General features: G+C 50.5%; 18 protein-coding genes and 1 other annotated feature. Of the genes, 6 read left to right on the forward strand and 12 right to left on the reverse strand.

Annotation, left to right across the window (positions count from 1 at the left end; all coding sequences use genetic code 11):
* Nucleotides 1-192: 192 nt before the first annotated feature.
* The 3 genes from clpB to rluD form a co-directional block, all read right to left on the reverse strand.
* Entirely contained in the window at nucleotides 193-2,766 is a 2,574-nt protein-coding gene (clpB, locus tag R5268_RS19160; RefSeq protein ID WP_107679607.1) for an ATP-dependent chaperone ClpB, read from the reverse strand.
* A 121-nt stretch (nucleotides 2,767-2,887) separates the two neighbouring features.
* Nucleotides 2,888-3,625, reverse strand: a complete 738-nt coding sequence (gene yfiH, locus R5268_RS19165) for a purine nucleoside phosphorylase YfiH (RefSeq protein WP_166707183.1) — start codon at nucleotides 3,623-3,625, stop codon at nucleotides 2,888-2,890.
* 9 nt (nucleotides 3,626-3,634) lie between these two features.
* The gene (gene rluD / locus R5268_RS19170; protein ID WP_107679609.1) at nucleotides 3,635-4,612 is read right to left on the reverse strand and encodes a 23S rRNA pseudouridine(1911/1915/1917) synthase RluD; all 978 of its coding nucleotides are present in this window, start codon (nucleotides 4,610-4,612) and stop codon (nucleotides 3,635-3,637) included.
* A gap of 137 nt (nucleotides 4,613-4,749) precedes the next feature.
* Here rluD and bamD point away from each other — a divergent pair, with 137 nt between their 5' ends.
* The 4 genes from bamD (at nucleotide 4,750) to epmA (ending at nucleotide 8,695) form a co-directional block, all read left to right on the forward strand.
* Nucleotides 4,750-5,484 carry an outer membrane protein assembly factor BamD gene (gene bamD, locus R5268_RS19175; protein ID WP_317420491.1) on the forward strand — a complete coding sequence of 245 codons (735 nt, stop codon included), beginning with the start codon at nucleotides 4,750-4,752 and terminating at the stop codon, nucleotides 5,482-5,484.
* A 309-nt stretch (nucleotides 5,485-5,793) separates the two neighbouring features.
* Nucleotides 5,794-6,138, forward strand: coding sequence for a ribosome-associated translation inhibitor RaiA (raiA, locus tag R5268_RS19180; protein ID WP_004237887.1), 345 nt, complete (start codon nucleotides 5,794-5,796; stop codon nucleotides 6,136-6,138).
* A 122-nt stretch (nucleotides 6,139-6,260) separates the two neighbouring features.
* Nucleotides 6,261-6,382, forward strand: a sequence feature (Phe leader region).
* 29 nt (nucleotides 6,383-6,411) lie between these two features.
* Nucleotides 6,412-7,563 (forward strand): bifunctional chorismate mutase/prephenate dehydratase, encoded by a 1,152-nt coding sequence (gene pheA / locus R5268_RS19185; RefSeq protein ID WP_317420493.1) that lies wholly within the window; start codon nucleotides 6,412-6,414, stop codon nucleotides 7,561-7,563.
* 154 nt (nucleotides 7,564-7,717) lie between these two features.
* Nucleotides 7,718-8,695, forward strand: coding sequence for an elongation factor P--(R)-beta-lysine ligase (gene epmA / locus R5268_RS19190; RefSeq protein WP_317420495.1), 978 nt, complete (start codon nucleotides 7,718-7,720; stop codon nucleotides 8,693-8,695).
* A 64-nt stretch (nucleotides 8,696-8,759) separates the two neighbouring features.
* On the opposite strand, the gene tyrA is transcribed toward epmA, so the two are convergent.
* The 7 genes from tyrA to ffh all read right to left on the reverse strand — a co-directional run bounded on the left by tyrA (nucleotide 8,760) and on the right by ffh (nucleotide 14,950).
* Nucleotides 8,760-9,881 (reverse strand): bifunctional chorismate mutase/prephenate dehydrogenase, encoded by a 1,122-nt coding sequence (gene tyrA, locus R5268_RS19195; RefSeq protein WP_317420497.1) that lies wholly within the window; start codon nucleotides 9,879-9,881, stop codon nucleotides 8,760-8,762.
* 17 nt (nucleotides 9,882-9,898) lie between these two features.
* The gene (locus R5268_RS19200; protein ID WP_107679613.1) at nucleotides 9,899-10,993 is read right to left on the reverse strand and encodes a 3-deoxy-7-phosphoheptulonate synthase; all 1,095 of its coding nucleotides are present in this window, start codon (nucleotides 10,991-10,993) and stop codon (nucleotides 9,899-9,901) included.
* A gap of 435 nt (nucleotides 10,994-11,428) precedes the next feature.
* The gene (gene rplS, locus R5268_RS19205) at nucleotides 11,429-11,782 is read right to left on the reverse strand and encodes a 50S ribosomal protein L19 (protein WP_046895219.1); all 354 of its coding nucleotides are present in this window, start codon (nucleotides 11,780-11,782) and stop codon (nucleotides 11,429-11,431) included.
* A gap of 60 nt (nucleotides 11,783-11,842) precedes the next feature.
* Nucleotides 11,843-12,595: a tRNA (guanosine(37)-N1)-methyltransferase TrmD gene (gene trmD, locus R5268_RS19210; protein WP_107679614.1), complete on the reverse strand. Its 753-nt coding sequence runs from the start codon at nucleotides 12,593-12,595 to the stop codon at nucleotides 11,843-11,845.
* A 39-nt stretch (nucleotides 12,596-12,634) separates the two neighbouring features.
* Nucleotides 12,635-13,183: a ribosome maturation factor RimM gene (rimM, locus tag R5268_RS19215; RefSeq protein WP_107679615.1), complete on the reverse strand. Its 549-nt coding sequence runs from the start codon at nucleotides 13,181-13,183 to the stop codon at nucleotides 12,635-12,637.
* A gap of 18 nt (nucleotides 13,184-13,201) precedes the next feature.
* On the reverse strand, nucleotides 13,202-13,450 hold the full coding sequence (rpsP, locus tag R5268_RS19220; protein ID WP_004237878.1) for a 30S ribosomal protein S16: 249 nt from the start codon (nucleotides 13,448-13,450) through the stop codon (nucleotides 13,202-13,204).
* 138 nt (nucleotides 13,451-13,588) lie between these two features.
* Nucleotides 13,589-14,950, reverse strand: coding sequence for a signal recognition particle protein (ffh, locus tag R5268_RS19225; RefSeq protein WP_046895216.1), 1,362 nt, complete (start codon nucleotides 14,948-14,950; stop codon nucleotides 13,589-13,591).
* Between the two features lie 183 nt (nucleotides 14,951-15,133).
* On the opposite strand from ffh, the gene R5268_RS19230 reads away from it, so the two are divergent.
* Nucleotides 15,134-15,925, forward strand: coding sequence for an inner membrane protein YpjD (locus R5268_RS19230; protein WP_046895215.1), 792 nt, complete (start codon nucleotides 15,134-15,136; stop codon nucleotides 15,923-15,925).
* Nucleotides 15,926-15,976: 51 nt separating this feature from the next.
* Nucleotides 15,977-17,269, forward strand: a complete 1,293-nt coding sequence (locus R5268_RS19235; RefSeq protein ID WP_107679616.1) for a CNNM domain-containing protein — start codon at nucleotides 15,977-15,979, stop codon at nucleotides 17,267-17,269.
* 71 nt (nucleotides 17,270-17,340) lie between these two features.
* On the opposite strand, the gene luxS is transcribed toward R5268_RS19235, so the two are convergent.
* On the reverse strand, nucleotides 17,341-17,856 hold the full coding sequence (luxS, locus tag R5268_RS19240) for an S-ribosylhomocysteine lyase (protein WP_052926464.1): 516 nt from the start codon (nucleotides 17,854-17,856) through the stop codon (nucleotides 17,341-17,343).
* A gap of 163 nt (nucleotides 17,857-18,019) precedes the next feature.
* Entirely contained in the window at nucleotides 18,020-19,579 is a 1,560-nt protein-coding gene (gshA, locus tag R5268_RS19245) for a glutamate--cysteine ligase (RefSeq protein WP_052926452.1), read from the reverse strand.
* Between the last annotated feature and the right edge of the window lie 353 nt (nucleotides 19,580-19,932).

The raw sequence follows: 19,932 nt of genomic DNA on the forward strand, positions 1-19,932 counted from the left end.
GCTTCTCAGCGTGTTGCTCCGTGTCAGTGAGGGCGCATTATAGACACTCGCCGAGATCACGCAAGTGTTTATTTCAACTTTTTTTCTGTTTGCTCAAAAACCGGGCAAACACATAAGATATCGCTGATTTCCTGTGCATGATGCGCAAAAAAAGGGCGCTTTCGCGCCCCTCTGTTTTGCTTTCTGTTGTTATTACTGTTTCGCGGTAATCACACCATCGGTTAAATCCAGGGTGATCATTTTGCCCGGAATCAGTTTGCCGGACAGCATCGCCTGCGCCATCGGGTTTTCGATCTCCTGCTGAATAGCCCGTTTCAGCGGACGCGCCCCGAATACCGGGTCGAATCCGGCTTCCGCCAGTTTATCCAGCGCACTGTCAGTGATAGTAACCTGATAGCCGTGCTCTTCCAGACGTTTGTACAGACGTTTGAGCTGAATTTTCGCAATCGCGTGGATCTGCTCTTTCGCCAGCGGATGGAATACCACCACTTCATCAATACGGTTGATGAATTCCGGTCTGAAGTGATGAGAAACCACTTCCATGACCGCGCCTTTCATTGCATCGTAGTTCAGTTCACCAAAGTGCTCCTGAATCCGGTCAGAACCCAGGTTAGAGGTCATAATCACCACCGTGTTACGGAAATCCACGGTACGCCCCTGACCATCTGTCAGCCGTCCGTCATCCAGCACCTGTAATAAGATGTTGAAGACATCCGGATGCGCTTTTTCCACTTCATCCAGCAGAATGACAGAATAAGGACGACGGCGGACCGCTTCGGTCAGATAACCGCCCTCTTCATACCCGACATATCCCGGAGGTGCCCCGATAAGCCGTGCCACGGAATGTTTTTCCATAAACTCGGACATATCGATACGTACCATCGCGTCATCGCTGTCGAACAGGAAGTCAGCCAGCGCTTTACACAGCTCGGTTTTACCCACCCCGGTCGGCCCCAGGAACAGGAACGAACCAATCGGACGATTCGGATCAGATAACCCGGCACGGCTGCGGCGGATAGCATTAGCCACCGCATCGACCGCTTCATCCTGGCCGATCACACGACTGTGCATTACCTGCTCCATACGCAGCAGTTTTTCACGCTCGCCCTCCAGCATGCGGGATACCGGAATACCGGTCCAGCGCGCCAGGATTTCAGCGATTTCCACATCCGTTACTTTATTACGCAGCAGTTTCATATCCTTATCTTCTGCCGCATTCGCTGCCGCCAGCTGTTTCTCCAGCTCCGGAATTTTACCGTACTGTAATTCCGACATTTTGGTCAGATCACCGGTACGGCGTGCCTGTTCCAGTGCGGTTTTCGCCTGCTCCAGTTCTGCTTTGATATGCTGGGTGCCGGACAGTGTTGCTTTCTCGGCTTTCCACTCTTCTTCCAGAGACGCATACTCACGCTCTTTCTCACTTAATTCCTGTTCCAGCATATCAAGCCGTTTTTTACTGGCATCATCAGACTCTTTTTTCAGTGCCTGCTGTTCCAGTTTTAACTGAATGATACGGCGATCCAGTCTGTCGAGGGATTCCGGTTTGGAATCCATCTGCATACGCAGACTTGCACCCGCTTCATCAATCAGGTCAATCGCTTTATCCGGTAACATACGATCCGTGATATAGCGGTGAGATAATGTTGCCGCCGCGACAATGGCCGGGTCAGTGATCTGCACATGGTGATGCAGTTCATAACGCTCTTTCAGACCACGCAGAATCGCGATGGTATCTTCCACTGTCGGCTCTGCCACATAGACTTTCTGGAAACGGCGCTCTAATGCCGCATCTTTCTCTATATACTGGCGATACTCATCCAGTGTGGTCGCACCCACACAGTGCAGTTCACCACGGGCCAGCGCCGGTTTCAGCATGTTCCCTGCATCCATTGCGCCATCGGCTTTACCTGCGCCGACCATAGTATGCAGCTCATCAATGAAGAGGATGACATTCCCCTCTTCTTTGGATAATTCATTCAGAACCGCTTTCAGACGCTCTTCGAAATCACCGCGGTATTTGGCACCGGCCAGTAACGCACCGAGATCCAGAGACAACACGCGTTTGTTTTTCAGTCCTTCCGGCACTTCGCCGTTGACGATACGCTGTGCCAGTCCTTCCACGATAGCGGTTTTACCCACCCCGGGTTCCCCGATCAGCACCGGGTTGTTTTTGGTTCTGCGCTGTAAGACCTGGATAGTCCGGCGGATTTCTTCATCACGGCCGATAACCGGGTCAAGTTTGCCGGATTCGGCGCGCTCAGTTAAATCAATCGTATATTTCTTCAGGGCCTGGCGTTGATCTTCCGCGCCCTGGTCGTTCACATTCTCACCACCACGCATAGTGTCTATAGCCTTCTTAATTGTTTGTTTATTAATCCCGGCTGTTTTTAATACGTCTGCTAATGAGCTGTTGCTCTCTAATACAGCCAGAACAAAAATTTCGGATGCGATATAAGCATCATTTTGTTTTTGTGCAATCTGGTCACATATATTCAGGTGACGGATTAAATCCTGCGAGGGTTGCACATCCCCGGCGGAACCTTCCACCTGCGGTAAACGATTGATAGTGTCATCAATCTTCTGATTAAGCTGCGCGATATCCGCCCCGGCTGATGCCAGTAACGGACGCACCGACCCGCCGTCCTGATGCAGAAATGCTGACAGTAAATGCACGGGTTCAATAAACTGATTGCTGTGCCCGACTGCAAGAGACTGGGCGTCGGCGAGCGCTTGCTGGAATTTATTCGTGAAACGATCCAAACGCATAACACCTCCAAAAAATGGCTTTGAATTTTCGCTAAGTACTAAATGAGGACTTTTGTCAAATATTCAAGCCGGATTTTGAAAAAATATTAAATATTATGCGTAATCCTGAAGGTTATGACTTTTACTGAGGGTTGATCCAGATAAATGACGCCATACGCCCGGTCCGGGCATCGCGCCGGTAAGAGAAGAAACGGGCGCTGTCAGTCACAGTACATTCGGTGCCGCCGGAAACAGCGGTCACACCGGCTGCGGCCAGGCGCTGACGGGCAAGCTGATAAATATCCGCCAGATATTTATCACCATAAGGTATAAATGCCGAAGCCGCTTCTGCGGCGTGCGCCATAAACGCCTCCCGCACTTCCGCACCGACCTCAAATTTCTGCGGACCGATAGCCGGCCCCAGCCAGGCGATAATATCTGACGGCGCAGCAGCAAAGCAGGACACGGTGTTTTCCAGCACGCCGCCGCATAAACTGCGCCAGCCTGCATGAGCCCCCGCCACTTCACGCCCGTCACGGGAGCAGAACAGCACCGGCAGACAATCTGCCGTCATGATCGCACAGACTTTCCCCGGCGTACGGGTATACACCGCATCAGCCTGCGGGCCGCGCGGTGTGTTGTCATCAAGAATGGCAACATCCGTTCCGTGTACCTGATTCAGCCAGAGCGGCGTACCGGGGAACCCAGCCGCCTCCGCCAGAATCGCCCGGTTGCGGGCGACATCCTCCGGGTCATCACCGGTGTGCAGCCCCAGATTCAGGCTGTCAAACGGCGGCTGACTGACACCGCCTGTACGTAGTGAGCTACAGGCACTCACGCCTGCGGGCAGCGGCCATTCCGGGGTAATCAGTGCGGTCATGGTGACTCCTTACCAGTCCATATCATCCTGATGCGCTTGTGCATCAGCTTTGAAAACCTCAATCAGTTTCACCATATCATCCGGAATCGGCGCGTGCCACTCCATCTGAATACCGGAGATCGGATGATAAAGACGCAGCATGGTGGCATGCAGAGCCTGGCGGTCAAACTCACGCAGTGCATCGCGGAATTCATCACTTGCGCCTTTCAGCGGACGCGGACGACCGCCGTAAAGCTGATCACCCACCAGCGGATGGTTGATATGTGCCATATGGACACGGATCTGGTGCGTACGGCCGGTCTCCAGGCGCAGACGCAGACGGGTGTGGGCACGGAAATGCTCCATCACGCGGTAATGGGTCACTGCCGGTTTACCCATCGGGTTAACGGCCATATGGGTGCGTTTGGTCGGATGGCGGGAGATAGGCTCTTCCACTTTGCCGCCTGCTGTCATACGGCCGTTGGCCACCGCTTCATATTCACGGGTGATCTCACGCAGTTGCAGTGATTCCACCAGCCGGGTCTGAGCCGGAACAGTTTTCGCCACCACCATCAGCCCGGTGGTATCTTTATCCAGACGGTGAACAATCCCCGCACGCGGTACATCGGCAATATCCGGATAGTGATACAGCAGCGCATTAAGGACGGTGCCGTCAGGATTACCCGCGCCCGGATGTACCACAAAATCACGCGGTTTATTAATCACCAGGATATCATCATCTTCATAAACAATATTGAGCGGCAGGTTTTGCGGTTCAAAACGCATGTCTTCATCGATCAGTGCATCAATACTGACCTGTTCCCCGCCCAGCATTTTTTCTTTTGGTTTGTTGACAAGACGGCCGTTAACCTGAACCCTGTCATCTAAGATCCATTCTTTTATACGTGATCGTGAATAATCAGGGAACAATTCCGCCAAAGCCTGATCTAAACGCTGACCGAGCTGTGACTCATTGATAGTTGCGGTAAGTTGTATTTCTTGAGCCATGTTTGTCTCTGTTTCAGAAAGTTATATTTTGAACGGTAACACCGTTTCATTTAAACTATGTGGTATTGTATCGTGATCGCCAGCGGGAGCTGTACGGAGTGCTCCCTAAAAAATATTCAGAGGATAATCAACACGTGATGATACGTATGAAATATCTCGTGGCCGCAGCCACGCTAAGCCTCATGTTGTCCGGCTGTTCCGGAAACAAGGAAATTCTCCCGGATGCCTCACCGTCAGAGCTGTATACTGTCGGCCAGGAAAAATTACAGGACGGTAACTATAAAGGGGCCATCACGCAGCTTGAAACCCTCGATAACCGTTTTCCTTTCGGCCCGTATTCACAGCAGGTTCAGCTGGATCTGATTTACGCCTACTATAAAGCAGGTGATTTACAGATGGCACTGGCCTCCATTGACCGTTTCATGCGTCTGAACCCGACACATCCGAACATCGATTACGTTCTGTATATGCGTGGTCTGACTGCTCAGGCGCTCGATGATAACATGCTGCAGAGCTTCTTTGGTATCGATCGTGCAGATCGTGATCCTCAGAACGCACGTGTTGCATTCCAGGATTTCAGCCAGTTACTGCGCTATTATCCGAACAGCATTTATGCAACAGACTCCGCGAAACGTCTGGTGTTCCTCAAAGATCGTCTGGCGGCTTTTGAGCTGGCCGTTGCGAAATTCTACACGAAACGCGGGGCATATGTCGCGGTGATTAACCGGGTTGAATTAATGCTGCGTGACTATCCGGACACACTGGCGACACGCCAGGCGCTGCCGCTGATGGAAAATGCCTATAATGAACTGGGATTAACGGCAGAAGCCGGAAAAGTGGCACAACTGATTGCCGCCAACCCGCACGACTGAGTTCCGTTTTACTCATCTGATTAAAAAAGCCATCTCCGGATGGCTTTTTTATTGTCTTATCATGATTTTATTGCATAAAAAATGGCCGACAGCCTTCTCTTCTCTGAGAATATGCGGTCAGCCAACTTATCGATAATGCACGATTCAGTCCTTTCCCGCAAGTTGTATCCTCTGTATTCTCAGCCTGAGTCACAAAATTATAACCTTTTGAAAAAACTAAAAAATATTAGTGACGGCGATCAATTTTTTCTTGCGGCCATCAACGTATTCTGAGTATCAACAAGACGGATGTAACAAAGAGAGGTCACTATGAATGTGAATATCACCAGTAAGCAAATGGAGATCACCCCGGCAATCCGGGAGCATGTTGAAAACCGTCTCGATAAGCTGAGTAAGTGGCAGGTTCCTTTAATTAACCCGCACATTATCCTCGCAAAAGATCCGCAGGGTTTTGTGGTTGATGCCACCATCAGCACACCGAATGGAAATTTAGTTGCCAGCGCCAAACACGCTGATATGTATGCCGCCATCAATGAATTACTGGCGAAACTGGAACGGCAGCTGAATAAAGCACAGCACAAAGGAGAAGCACGCCGCGCGGATAACAGCGTTAAAGAAGCTAACCTTGTGTCTGATGAAGAATCCGCAGAATAAAAAATATAATAAATTGAGTTTTGTCTCTGCGCGCCCTCCGGGCGCGTTTTTTTTGGTTGACACAACCGGTTGCATCGGGTCTATTAACTGTTATCTGATAACACAACGGACAGCATACTGACCATGTATTCCCGAATCCGCTTCTTCTTTTTCTTTTTTCGCTTCTGTTAATGAGGCTTTTTGTCGTGTGAGAAAGAAAACGAAGACGCACAGAAAAGCCTCCCGCCACGGAGGCTTTTTTTATCGCCGGGAAACAGGGTCTGAGGACAATATATGAATGATCTTTTAGCTATACGGGAACAAATCAGCGGGCTGGATGCACAGTTGCTGGATTTACTGGCAAAACGGCGGAAACTGGCCGTGGCTGTCGCACAGACCAAACTGCAGGATAACCGCCCCATCCGCGATAAAAACCGCGAGCGTGAACTGCTGGATGTTCTGATAAGCAAAGGTAAGCCGCACGGGCTGGACGGATTTTATATCACCCGGCTGTTTCAGCTGATTATTGAGGATTCGGTCTTAACCCAGCAGGCGATTTTACAAAAGCACCTGAACCAGACACCGGATAACAGCGCCCGGATAGCCTTTCTCGGCCCGAAAGGTTCATACTCACATGTGGCAGCCCGTCAGTACTCCGCCCGTCATTTTGATCATATGACCGAATTCAGTTGCCGCAAATTCCGCGATATTTTTGAGCTGGTTGAAAACGGTCAGGCAGACTACGGAATGCTGCCGCTGGAAAATACCAGTTCCGGTGCCATCAATGATGTCTATGATTTGCTTCAGAGCACCCCGCTTTCGATTGTCGGCGAACTGCGCCTGCCGGTGAATCACTGTCTGCTGACTATTCCGGGCGCGGACATGGCCGGGATTACCACCCTGTACAGCCATCCGCAGCCGTTTGAGCAGTGCAGTCAGTACCTCAGCCAGTTTCCGGATCGTAAAATTGAATACTGTGAAAGTACCGCGGCAGCGATGGAGAAAGTCGCCGCCCTCAACCGGACAGATGTTGCCGCCCTCGGCAGTGAAGCGGGTGGCGCGCTGTATGGCTTGCAGGCGGTTGCACAGAATCTTGCCAATCAGCAGACGAATATGACCCGCTTTATTGTCATTGCCCGCCAGCCTATTGATGTATCAGAACAGGTTCCGGCAAAAACCACACTGCTGATGGCGACCGGACAACAGGCCGGTGCGCTGGTCGATGCCCTGATTATCCTCAAAGAGCACGACATTGTTATGAGCAAACTGGAGTCCCGCCCTATTCACGGCACCCCATGGGAAGAGATGTTTTATATTGATGTGCATGCCAATCTGCGCTCAGTCGCTATGCAGCAGGCGCTCAAAGCTTTACAGGCAATCGCCCGTTCGGTGAAAGTGCTCGGCAGTTATCCGGGGGAGCACGTCCCGCCGGCCTTAATCGACTGATTATTCCTGTCCGGGGTGCTTCCGCACCCCGCCTCAGCACAATACGCCTGTTCAGCACCGGATTTTACACGTAGCATGTTCTGCATATCTGTTTGTCACCATCAGAGGTTGCAGGTAAACTGCACCCTTTATTTTTATTCGGAGTTCTTACGGCATGAGTGATATTGCGGGCTGGCAGCCGACTGCCCCGATAGCCAATCTATTAAAACGTGCAAAAATTGTTAATGAAATCAGACACTTTTTTGCAGACAGAGGTGTATTAGAAGTCGAAACGCCGACCATGAGTCAGGCGACCGTCACCGATGTCCATCTGCGCGCCTTTGAAACTCAGTTTACCGGCCCCGGTGCCGCACAGGGAATAACGCTTTATCTGATGACCAGCCCGGAGTACCACATGAAACGGTTGCTGGCAGCGGGCAGCGGCCCCATTTATCAGATGGGCCGCAGCTATCGTAACGAGGAAGCCGGACGTTATCATAATCCGGAGTTCACCATGCTTGAATGGTATCGCCCTCATTATGATATGTACCGTCTGATAAATGAGGTTGATGATTTATTACAGCAAACCTTAGAGTGTGAAAGTGCAGAATCGTTATCCTACCAGCAGGCTTTCCTGCGCTACCTGGATATCGATCCGCTGACCGCAGAGAAAGATAAACTGCGCGAAGTCGCGGCTAAACTGGATGTCAGCAATATTGCCGATACTGAGGAAGATCGCGATATCATTTTACAACTGCTGTTTATGGTGGGTGTTGAACCGCATATCGGGCTGGAAAAACCGACTTTTATTTATCACTTCCCGGCAAGCCAGGCTTCACTGGCGGAGATCAGTTCTGAAGATCACCGTGTGGCCGAACGCTTTGAGGTGTATTACAAAGGGGTTGAACTGGCAAACGGCTTCCGTGAGCTGACCGATGCCACTGAGCAGCGTCAGCGTTTTGAGCGGGATAACCGCAAACGGGCAAGTATGGACCTGCCGGAACAACCGATTGATGAGAACCTGCTGGCGGCGCTTGAGCACGGATTCCCGGAATGTGCCGGTGTGGCACTGGGGATCGACCGCCTGATTATGCTCGCACTGGGTGCTGAGCGGATCAGCGACGTTATCGCATTCCCGGTTGATCGCGCCTGATTATCCGGTAAAATAAACATGACAAAAAAGCGGATGATATCATCCGCTTTTTTTATTTTTATACTCAGCGGCGGCTGTCACTCGCCTGTTGCAGCAATCCGCGGCTCTCTTTCATAAAGCGCTGCGCATGTTCACCGAACCAGTCACTGACGGCGGAGAACTGTGTGATAAACTCCACCTTATCGCGACGTTCCAGCAGTGCCATGGCGTCACCGAACTCACGGTGATAATCCTCTATCACATCCATATTATCTTCTGAGGCCATAATAATATCGGCATAAAGCTGCGGGTCCTGAGCAAACAGGCGGCCAATCATTACCAGCTCCAGCCGGTAAATCGGTGACGACAGCGATAACAACTGTGCAAGATCGACATTCTCTTTTGCCAGATAACGCCCGTAAGCAAACGTGGTAAAGTGACGCAGCGCCTGAATATAGCGCATATTGCGATCATGCTCCTGCGCCTTAATGCCCTGCAAATGTGCTCCCCAGACGGTGATCTGTTCCAGGAACCACTGATACTGCTCCGGAAAACGTCCGTCACAGAATGCCACCACCTGCTTGGCAAAACTGCCGACATCCGGCCCGAACATCGGGTGCAATCCGAGCACCGGACCGCTGTGCACCGCCAGCATCGCCTGTAACGGCCCGGCTTTGACTGACGCGAGATCGGCCAGGATGCAATCTTCCGGCAACGGCGGTAATTGTTTGATCACCTGCTCTGTCAGATGGATAGGCACACTGACAATCACCATTCCCGCATCTGACAGTAACTCAGGTGCATCCGCCCAGTCACCGCTGTCCAGAATACGCACGGTGTAGCCGGACAGTTCCAGCATCCGCCGGAATAACTGCCCCATCTTTCCGTCGCCCCCGGCGATAACAATCGGGCGCGCCTGCTCATTGAGCTTTTTAAAACCCTTATCATTCTCACGGGAATAGGATTCCCGCATGATACGGCGCAGAACATCTTCTATCAGATCCGGCGGAACCCCGAGAGATTCCGCCTCCTGCCGCCGTGAAGCCAGCATTGCGGCTTCGCGATCCGGTGCATAGACCGGCAGACCGTGCTGACTTTTCACTTCCCCGACTTCCGCCACTAACTGCAGGCGTTTTGCCAGCAGTGACAGCAGCGATTTATCCACTTCATCAATTTGATCACGTAAATGTGTTAATACACCGGACATACAACCTGCCTGTTTAATTATCCTGCCTGCTGTAACTGAACCACACGCTTTGCCAGCGCCGGTGAAATCTGCTGATGCAGCTGACGCAGAACTGTTTCAGTGGTTTCCCAGCTGATACAGGCGTCTGTCACTGATACACCGTATTTCATGGCACTGCGCGGCTGTTCTGATGACTGACTGCCTTCATTAATATGGCTTTCCAGCATAATACCGGTAATTGATGTATTTCCGGCACAAATTTGTTCTGCCACAGCGTCCACCACCAGCGGCTGACGACGGAAATCTTTATCCGAGTTGCCGTGACTGCAGTCTACCATCAGTGAGGGGGTCAGACCGGCTTTCTTCATTTGTGCCCCGCATTCCGTAATATCTTCTTCACTGTAGTTCGGGCGTTTTCCGCCGCGCAGGATCACATGGCCGTTCGGGTTACCCTGCGTCTGTAATAAACAGACCTGGCCGGACTGGTTGATGCCCATAAAACGGTGCGGCATGGAAGCGGCTTTCATCGCATTAATTGCGGTGCTCAGGCTGCCGTCAGTACCATTTTTAAAACCAACCGGCATTGACAGACCGGATGCCATTTCGCGGTGCGTCTGTGATTCAGTGGTACGCGCGCCGATAGCAGACCAGCTGAACAGATCGCCGAGGTATTGCGGGTTATTCGGGTCCAGTGCCTCACCGGCCAGCGGCAGGCCCAGCTGAACCAGATCCACCATCAGTTTACGGGCAATGTGCAGACCTTTTTCCATCTCGAAAGAGCCATCCATAAACGGATCACTGATCAGCCCTTTCCAGCCTACGGTTGTCCGTGGTTTTTCAAAATAGACACGCATCACGATATACAGACTGTCACTCAACTCAGCAGATAATTCTTTCAGACGACGGGCGTACTCCAGCGCCGCATCCGTGTCATGAACGGAACACGGACCACAGACAACCAGTAAACGCGGATCGCGGTGATGAACTATATCCGCAATCGTCTTACGTGCACCGGCGATGGCATGCTGGTCGTTGCGACTCAATGGGTACTTTTGCTTCAGCTCTTCCGGTGAGATTAAAACAATTTCATCACTGATATGGACATTATTGAGTGCGTCTTTTTGCATGATCATAGTGTTTTCCTGCTGAGTTTTACAAAAAATGAATTACGTGTTGAGTGTCTGAGAAAACACCATAACATTCTTCGTAAATAATTCAATCCAAAATCGTAAAATATTTATATTTTCGTACATTTTAAATTACAAAATTAAAATGACAACATCTGACAAAGGAATGAGAATAAGTAAAATCGACTACAAATAATATGGAATACATTGATAACAAAGAAATATACTGACATAAAACAGAGGAAAGAGGAAAAACAGATCCGGATAATGGCGCTTGTAATTCAGACGTGATTGTAAATATTTATTTACATCAATAAAATGATGTCATATAAATGATACAGCAGATTGAACGGAAAACAGACAGAAAGGAAACATAAAGTAGCGCAATAAAAAAGGCCAGCACGAGGCTGGCCTTTTATTATCATATCGGATGCTTGCGCATTATTTTGCGTTCAAACGCTCTTTAATACGAGCTGCCTTACCTGAACGCTCACGCAGGTAGTACAGTTTAGCACGACGAACGGCACCACGGCGTTTAACGCTGATGCTGTCAACAACAGGTGAGTGAGTCTGGAATACACGCTCAACACCTTCGCCGTTAGAAATCTTACGAACAGTGAATGCAGAGTGCAGACCGCGGTTACGGATAGCGATAACCACGCCCTCGAATGCCTGCAGACGTCTTTTAGAACCTTCAACGACCCATACCTTAACTTCCACGGAATCACCCGGACGGAATGAAGGTACGTCTTGTTTCATCTGCTCTTGTTCAAGTTGTTTAATAATGTTGCTCATAATAAATCTCTTACCCTAGGTAAACTGATATTTCAAAAGATATCCCGCAGGATACCTGGATTAACTTGTTGCTCCGGACTGATATTCCCGTTGGAATTCAGCCAGCAACATCCTTTGCTCGTCAGTCAGAGCTAGGCTTTCCAGAAGTTCAGGTCTTCTGAGCCAGGTGCGACCGAGTGACTGTTTCATACGCCAGCGATCAATTTCTGCATGGTTGCCCGACAGTAAAACCGGCGGAACACTCATGCCATCCAGCACCTCAGGACGGGTATAGTGCGGATGGTCAAGTAACCCTTCAGCAAAGGAATCTTCTTTTGCTGACGCCTGATGTCCGAGGACACCGGGGACAAAACGCGATACTGCATCAATCAGTACCATCGCCGGTAATTCACCACCACTGAGTACATAATCCCCGACTGACCATTCTTCATCAATCTCAGTCTGGATAACGCGCTCATCTACGCCCTCATACCGGCCGCATACCAGAATTAACTTCTCGTTAGCGGCCAGCTCACAAACTCCCTGTTGGTCGAGTTTGCGGCCCTGCGGCGAAAGATAAATCACTTTCGCATCGTCACCTGCGGCAGCTTTTGCTGCATGGATAGCTTTGCGCAGAGGCTCCACCATCATCAGCATGCCGGGACCGCCCCCGTAGGGCCGATCATCCACAGTGTGGTGCCGGTCGTACGTGAAATCACGCGGGTTCCAGCAATCAACACTGATCAGGCCGTTTTTTACTGCCCGTCCGGTTACACCATGCCCGGTTATTGAGAGGAACATTTCAGGAAACAGGCTGATAACCCCAATCCACATTTTCGTGTCCCACTTAATGACAAAACCATCACCGGAGGTTTAAAAACCGGGATCCCACTCAACTTCAATCAGTTTTTCAGTGAGATCAACTTTCCTGATAACCTGCCCGTCAAGATACGGTACTAACCGCTCTTTCATGCCGAAGGCATCTTTCAGATTTGCTTTAATCACCAGAACATCATTCGACCCGGTTTCCATTAAATCGGTTACGGTGCCGAGATCATATCCGCCGGTGGTCACTACACGGCAGCCCATCAGGTCTTTCCAGTAGTAATCATCGCCGTCTAATTCCGGTAATAATGAACTGTCCACCACGATTTCCGCGTTGGTCAGCGCATTTGCCGCATCTCTGTCGTCAACCCCTTTGAGTTTGACGATCATATCCTGGCTATGGGATTTCCAGTCTTCCGGGTCAATGTGTTGCCACACGCCGTTACGCTGAATAAACCACGGTTGATAATCAAAAATACTTTCAGTATTTTCGGTGGAAGAAAACACTCTGAGCCACCCTTTAATACCGTAAGAGGACCCCAGTTTGCCGAGTACAATCGGATCAGCAGGGGCTTGCGGATTAGTGTGCTTGCTCATTGTTGCCACCGTGACAGATTAAGCTGCTTTCTTCGCGTCTTTGATCAGTACAGCAACACGATCAGAGACAGTAGCACCCAGACCAACCCAGTGTTCAACACGGTCCAGATCTAAGCGCAGAGTTTCAGCCTTACCGGCAGCGATAGGGTTGAAGAAACCAATACGTTCGATGAAACGACCGTCACGTGCATTACGACTGTCGGTTACGACGATTTGGTAGAACGGACGCTTTTTTGCGCCGCCACGAGCTAAACGAATTGTTACCATAACATCCTCATTGAATTGACAAACAACCAGACCCCATCGAGGAATGGCGTCCGGTTGTCATAGAAAAAGCCCGAAAAGTTTACTCACTTTGGCGAAAAAATCAATCCAAAGTGATTATTCTTTGTGACTTTCTTTGTTTTACCGCCCCATCATACCCGGCGGCATCATACCTTTCATGCCCCGCATCATCTTCGCGAGGCCCCCTTTCTTCATCTTTTTCATCATGCGCTGCATATCATCGAACTGCTTGAGCAGCCGGTTGACATCCTGCACCTGAGTCCCGGAACCCGCCGCGATACGGCGTTTGCGGGACCCTTTGATAATTTCCGGTTTGACGCGCTCTTTTTTGGTCATGGAATTGATCATCGCTTCCATTTTGGTCAGCACGCTGTCATCCATCTGCGATTTCACCGCATCCGGCACCTGAGACATGCCCGGCAGTTTGGTCAGCATCCCGGCCATACCGCCCATATTGCGCATCTGCTTCAGCTGTTCCAGGAAGTCGTTGAGATCAAACCCGTCGCCTTTTTTCAGTTTTGAGGCCAGTTTTTCCGCCTGATCGCGGTCAACTTTGCTCTCAATTTCTTCAATCAGAGACAGCACATCGCCCATGCCCAGGATACGGGAAGCTACGCGATCCGGATGGAACGGCTCCAGTGCATCAGTTTTTTCGCCGACACCCAGGAATTTAATCGGTTTACCGGTGATATGGCGGATAGACAGCGCCGCACCGCCGCGCGCATCACCATCGACTTTAGTCAGCACCACACCGGTCAGCGGCAGGGCTTCGTTGAAGGCTTTGGCGGTGTTTGCCGCATCCTGACCGGTCATGGCATCCACGACGAACAGGGTTTCGACCGGGTTAATCGCCGCATGCAGCTCTTTGATTTCACCCATCATGCCTTCATCGACATGCAGACGACCCGCGGTATCCACCAGCAGGACATCAAAGAATTGCAGTTGCGCATGTTTCAGCGCTTTCTTAGCGATATCAATCGGCTTTTCTGACACATCAGACGGGAAGAATTCAATTCCCACGGTCTCAGCCAGTGTCTGTAACTGTTTAATCGCCGCCGGACGGTAAACGTCCGCAGAGACAACCAGTACTTTTTTCTTATGTTTTTCTTTCAGCAGTTTACCGAGCTTCGCCACACTGGTGGTTTTACCCGCACCCTGCAGACCGGCCATCAGCACCACAGCAGGCGGCTGGGCGGAGAGATCAAGGGCGTTGTTTTCCTCGCCCATCGCCGCAACCAGTTCGCCCTGAACGATTTTAACGAACTCCTGCCCCGGCGTCAGGCTTTTGTTCACCTCATGGCCCACGGCACGCTCTTTGACGCGGCTGATGAAATCCCGTACCACCGGCAGGGCAACATCGGCTTCCAGAAGCGCCATACGCACTTCGCGCAGCGTTTCTTTAATATTGTCTTCCGTCAGTCGTCCGCGACCACTGATATTGCGCAAGGTGCGCGAAAGTCTGTCAGTTAAATTATCAAACATGTCATCGACTCTGCCAAAACTGAGCTAAAAATAGGAAAGATAACCGGGATTATAACACGCACGGCAGCAAATCAGCGAACCGATTTACGTAAAGTATCGTGTAATCATTGGAGTGATCTGCGGGCTGCGGTATACTGACGTATGAATTTTGTTTCATCTTACTGACTGAATAATCACAAAACCATGCCTGAAATCTCTGTTGTTGCAATTAGCGCTTATCTGTTAAGTCTGGTACTTCTGATGCCGGGCGTGCTCCGCTATCAGCGCGGCTACCGGAAACTGGCGCTTATCTTCGCGGTTATCGCCCTGATATGTCATGGTGCGGCGATTAAATCACAGATTTTTCAGGGTGTTGGTCAAAACCTGACACTGCTTAATCTCGGGTCGGTGGTCAGCCTGCTGGTGTCCGTCATTATGACGATTGTCGCCTTTCAGGGCCGGGCATGGTTCCTTATCCCGATTGTATACAGCTTCTCGATGGTCAATCTGATTCTGGCCACCCTGATGCCGGGCGAATTTATCACCCATTTGCAGGCCAGCGTACCGCTGTTTGTGCATATCGGGCTGGCGCTGCTCAGTTTCGCGACACTGATTATTGCGGCACTGTACGCCATGCAGCTCGGCTGGATGGATCATCAGCTGAAAAATAAACGTCTTAAGTTTACGCCGGATATGCCGCCATTAATGGTTATCGAGCGTAAAATGTTTCATATCACGCAGGTCGGCGTGATTCTGCTGACACTGACACTCGCCACCGGTATTGTGTTCATGGATAACATCTTTGATAAAGATAATATTCATAAATCATTACTGTCGATGGTCGCCTGGTGTGTCTACATTGTGCTGCTGTGGGGGCACTATCACGAAGGCTGGCGCGGTAAACGCGTTATCTGGTTCAACTTTGCCGGCGCCTTTATCCTCACTCTTGCATTTTTCGGGCACCGCCTGTTTCAGGAACTGATGCTGTATGCATAACAGCATCAGTAACCCCCGTTTCCGCTCATCACAAAAGAAAGGAACACCGCTGTGGAGCACGTATCAACAAGCACGCTGATTATTATTCTTATTTTACTGGTAATAATTTCGGCGTACTTTTCCGCATCCGAAACCGGGATGATGACCATCAACCGCTACCGGCTGCGCCATCAGGCCAAACAGGGAAACCGTGCCGCACGCCGCGTCGAGAGGCTGCTGGATAAACCGGATCGCCTGCTGAGCCTCATTCTTATCGGCAATAACCTGGTCAATATTGTTGCCTCCGCACTGGGTACAATTGTCGGTATGCGTCTGTACGGTAACGCCGGTGTGGCTATTGCCACCGGTGTGCTGACCTTTGTTATCCTTATCTTTGCCGAGGTCATGCCGAAAACTATTGCGGCACTTTACCCTCAGCAGGTGGCGTTTCCGAGCAGCTTCCTGCTGCGTCCGCTGGCAAAAATCTGTCTGCCGATCGTCTGGGCATTTAATGCGATAACGCTGATTCTGATGCGCTGTATCGGTATCCGCGGTACGGTGATCCGCAGTGATGCGGTATCAAAAGAAGAACTGAAAACCATCGTTAATGAATCAAAAGGCAAACTGTCCCGCCGCAACCAGGACATGCTGATCTCCATCCTCGATCTGGATAAAGTCAGTGTGGATGAAATTATGGTGCCGCGTACCGAAATCTTCGGGATTGATATCAATGATGACTGGAAATCGATTCTGCGCCAGCTGACACACTCACCGCATGGCCGGATTGTGCTCTACCGCGATTCTCTCGATGATGCTATCGGTATGCTGCGGGTCCGCGAGGCTTACCGCCTGATGATTGAGAAGCAGGAATTCACCAAGCAAATGCTTATCAAGGCGGCCGATAAAGTCTATTTTGTGCCGGACAGCACACCGCTGAACCTGCAACTGGTCAATTTCCAGCGCAATAATGAAAAAGTCGGGCTGATCGTGGATGAATACGGTGATATTCAGGGGCTTATCTCCGTGGAGGATATCCTGGAAGAGATTGTCGGTGATTTCACCACCTCCATGTCACCGTCACTGGCGGAAGAAGTCACCCGGCAGCCTGACGGCTCACTGCTGATTGAAGGTTCTGCCAATATCCGCGAAATCAATAAAGCCCTGAACCTCGCCCTGCCGGAAGAAGGTGCCCGCACCATCAACGGTCTTCTGCTGGAAGAACTCGGCGACATTCCGACACTCAATACCCTGGTCACTATCGGGCATTATCAGTTTGAAGTCATTGCCATCGGTGAGAACGTGATTAAAACCGTGAAATTATTACCGCTGAAACCGGCCGGTGCCGATATCGCCGCTGATATCTGACGGCAGACAGTCACCATAAAAAAACCTGCGTGCATTGCTGCCGCAGGTTTTTTTGTATCCGGACTGAAAAATTACGGATGCAGTTTTTCCAGCTCTTCATCAGATAACAGCAAATCATCATTTTTGTTGACGCGGACATCGCGCTCAATGATGTTTTTCGCAATCTGATGTGCTTCATCCAGTGAATGCATCTGGTATGTCCCGCACTGATACAGATTCAGTTCCGGGATCTTCGCCTGATCTTTGACAGTCAGGATATCCGCCATTGCATCTTTCCATGCCTGTGCAACACGGGTTTCTGACGGTGAACCAATCAGACTCATATAGAACCCGGTACGGCAGCCCATCGGCGAGATATCAATGATTTCAACACCATTGCCGTTTAAATGATTACGCATAAAACCGGCGAACAGATGTTCCAGTGTATGCGTTCCTCTTTCCGGTAAAATCTCTTCATTAGGAACACAAAAACGCAGATCGAAAACAGTGATGGTATCACCACCCGGGGTAGTCATGGTTTTCGCTACGCGTACCGCAGGTGCCGCCATGCGTGTGTGGTCAACTAAAAAACTATCCAGCAAAGGCATAATTCCCGCTCCTCTTTTTTTATAAAAAATGCCGAACGAATGAAACTTTTTCTGAATACGCTGGTCTGATGTATTGAAAGACGCGCAAATTGTTATCATCCCTATTCTCTGAGAGATTTTTTTTGGCCACATTGATTGTGGCCATTTTCTTATCTGTCAGAAATCAGCGACCGCCGTGCAGCGCCAGATACTCATCAAAACTTATCGTATCACTCTCTTCCATCGCTTTTTGTTTATCGACAGAAGCCTGCCATTGTTCAGCAAAGTCTGCTTCACTGATCACCTCATACGGCTCGTGAGTCAGTTCTTCATGATACCGATCTGCCAGGGCCAGCCCGTAACTTCCGATACCTGCTTCTTTTATCAGAGCCAGCATCCGGCCCGAGAACGTCAGTTCCGGATCATCAAACTGTGCTTTCAGTGCTTCGCACACTTCGCGATACTGTGTGCCTGAGCAGGTATCTAACACATCGGCAACACGCAGGAGATCATTAAACAGTGCGTGACCCACTTTTTGCAAGGGTTGTTTTTCACGACCGCAGCCGATACCGATTTCCTGTCCCGGTTTACGCCCTTCCAGAATCACACGATTCCAGTTATGACGGGCACACGCCAGCTCATCCGCGCTCATTTCCGGCGCATCTGCCAGCACACACCAGATGAGGAACAGGTCGAGGAAACGGATCTGTGTTTCATCCACACCGGTGGCAGAGAACGGGTTGATATCCAGAGCACGGACTTCGATATACTCCACCCCGCCGCGCTGTAAGGCGTCAGACGGTGACTCATCACCTTTCTGCACACGCTTCGGACGGATTGGCGCATAGAACTCGTTTTCAATCTGCAATACGTTGGCGTTAATCTGAAGGTGTTTGCCGTCTTTGGTTAATCCCAGCGCCGCAAATTCCTCAGACGGGATCTGAATCGCATTCTTCAGTCCGGCGACATACGTGTCCAGATGGTTGAAGGTGATGTTCAGATCACTTTGTGACTTGCTGGTATAGCCAAGGTCACTTAAACGCAGTGACGTGGCATACGGCAGGTATAATGCCCCTGTCGGCAGCTTTTCAAACGGCAGATTGGTTTTGCGGCCGCGCAGGAACGAACTGCAAATTGCCGGAGAGGCGCCAAACAGGAACGGGATCACCCAGCCGAAACGGTAATAGTTACGGATCAGGCGGAAATAACCGTCAGAGATTTTATCCTTGCCGCTTTGCGCATCACTGATACCGCTCCACGCCTGCCAGAATTCCATCGGCAGAGAGAAGTTATAGTGGACACCGGAAATGGTCTGCATCAGCGCGCCATAACGATTTTTCAGCCCTTCACGGTACAGCGTCTTGAAACGCCCGGCGTTAGATGTGCCGAACTGCGCCAGTTCGATATGCTCTTCAGAATCAATGAAGCATGGCATGCTCAGCGGCCACATCCGTTCATTGTTCAGGTGACGCGCAGTGTAACGGTGCACATCCCGCAGAAATTTCACGGTGTAATCAATACGTGAATCCACCGGCGTAATAAACTCCAGCAGTGACTCTGCAAAGTCTGTGGTGATCCACTTATGCGTTAATGATTTTCCCAGCGCTTCCGGGTGACCGGTGCGTGCCAGTGCACCATCCGGCGTGATACGCAGTGTTTCGCGCTCAATACCGCGGTTGATGCCTTTTAAAATCCGGGGGTGCGTCTCTAACCATGAGAGCGCTTTAGATACATCCGGGATCAAATCGACCTCCCGTCCTGATTATGGATATTATTCATAAGAGGGATACTTTATCGCAAAGCCGGGTTATTGTCGCTGTGATTCAGCCCTGCCCCACACAAACGGAACAGCAGAAACGACTGCCGTTACAATACATTATCCCTCTTACACGTCATTGCTGTACGATCAGTTTCAGAAGCATCTGTACTTCAGATAAGGAGTATGACGTAAAAACGGATTCGATTCAGTGACGGGAAAAACGGAAAAAGAAAAACCCCGCTCAAAGAGCGGGGTTTTTATATGGTGCACCCGAGAGGATTCGAACCTCTGACCGCCCGGTTCGTAGCCGGGTACTCTATCCAGCTGAGCTACGGGTG

It is taken from the genome of Morganella sp. BCCO 40_0007 (assembly GCF_032989665.1).
Classification (GTDB): Bacteria; Pseudomonadota; Gammaproteobacteria; order Enterobacterales; family Enterobacteriaceae; genus Morganella; species Morganella sibonii.

Bases quoted from the DNA above. Each gene is read 5' to 3' on its own strand.
- tyrA (WP_317420497.1), bottom strand. From the start codon at position 9,881: ATGTCCGGTGTATTAACACATTTACGTGATCAAATTGATGAAGTGGAT.
- ffh (WP_046895216.1), bottom strand. From the start codon at position 14,950: ATGTTTGATAATTTAACTGACAGACTTTCGCGCACCTTGCGCAATATC.
- yfiH (WP_166707183.1), bottom strand. From the start codon at position 3,625: ATGACCGCACTGATTACCCCGGAATGGCCGCTGCCCGCAGGCGTGAGT.
- bamD (WP_317420491.1), top strand. From the start codon at position 4,750: ATGATACGTATGAAATATCTCGTGGCCGCAGCCACGCTAAGCCTCATG.
- rplS (WP_046895219.1), bottom strand. From the start codon at position 11,782: ATGAGCAACATTATTAAACAACTTGAACAAGAGCAGATGAAACAAGAC.
- trmD (WP_107679614.1), bottom strand. From the start codon at position 12,595: ATGTGGATTGGGGTTATCAGCCTGTTTCCTGAAATGTTCCTCTCAATA.
- clpB (WP_107679607.1), bottom strand. From the start codon at position 2,766: ATGCGTTTGGATCGTTTCACGAATAAATTCCAGCAAGCGCTCGCCGAC.
- raiA (WP_004237887.1), top strand. From the start codon at position 5,794: ATGAATGTGAATATCACCAGTAAGCAAATGGAGATCACCCCGGCAATC.
- luxS (WP_052926464.1), bottom strand. From the start codon at position 17,856: ATGCCTTTGCTGGATAGTTTTTTAGTTGACCACACACGCATGGCGGCA.
- rimM (WP_107679615.1), bottom strand. From the start codon at position 13,183: ATGAGCAAGCACACTAATCCGCAAGCCCCTGCTGATCCGATTGTACTC.
- rpsP (WP_004237878.1), bottom strand. From the start codon at position 13,450: ATGGTAACAATTCGTTTAGCTCGTGGCGGCGCAAAAAAGCGTCCGTTC.
- epmA (WP_317420495.1), top strand. From the start codon at position 7,718: ATGAGTGATATTGCGGGCTGGCAGCCGACTGCCCCGATAGCCAATCTA.
- pheA (WP_317420493.1), top strand. From the start codon at position 6,412: ATGAATGATCTTTTAGCTATACGGGAACAAATCAGCGGGCTGGATGCA.
- R5268_RS19230 (WP_046895215.1), top strand. From the start codon at position 15,134: ATGCCTGAAATCTCTGTTGTTGCAATTAGCGCTTATCTGTTAAGTCTG.
- R5268_RS19200 (WP_107679613.1), bottom strand. From the start codon at position 10,993: ATGATCATGCAAAAAGACGCACTCAATAATGTCCATATCAGTGATGAA.
- rluD (WP_107679609.1), bottom strand. From the start codon at position 4,612: ATGGCTCAAGAAATACAACTTACCGCAACTATCAATGAGTCACAGCTC.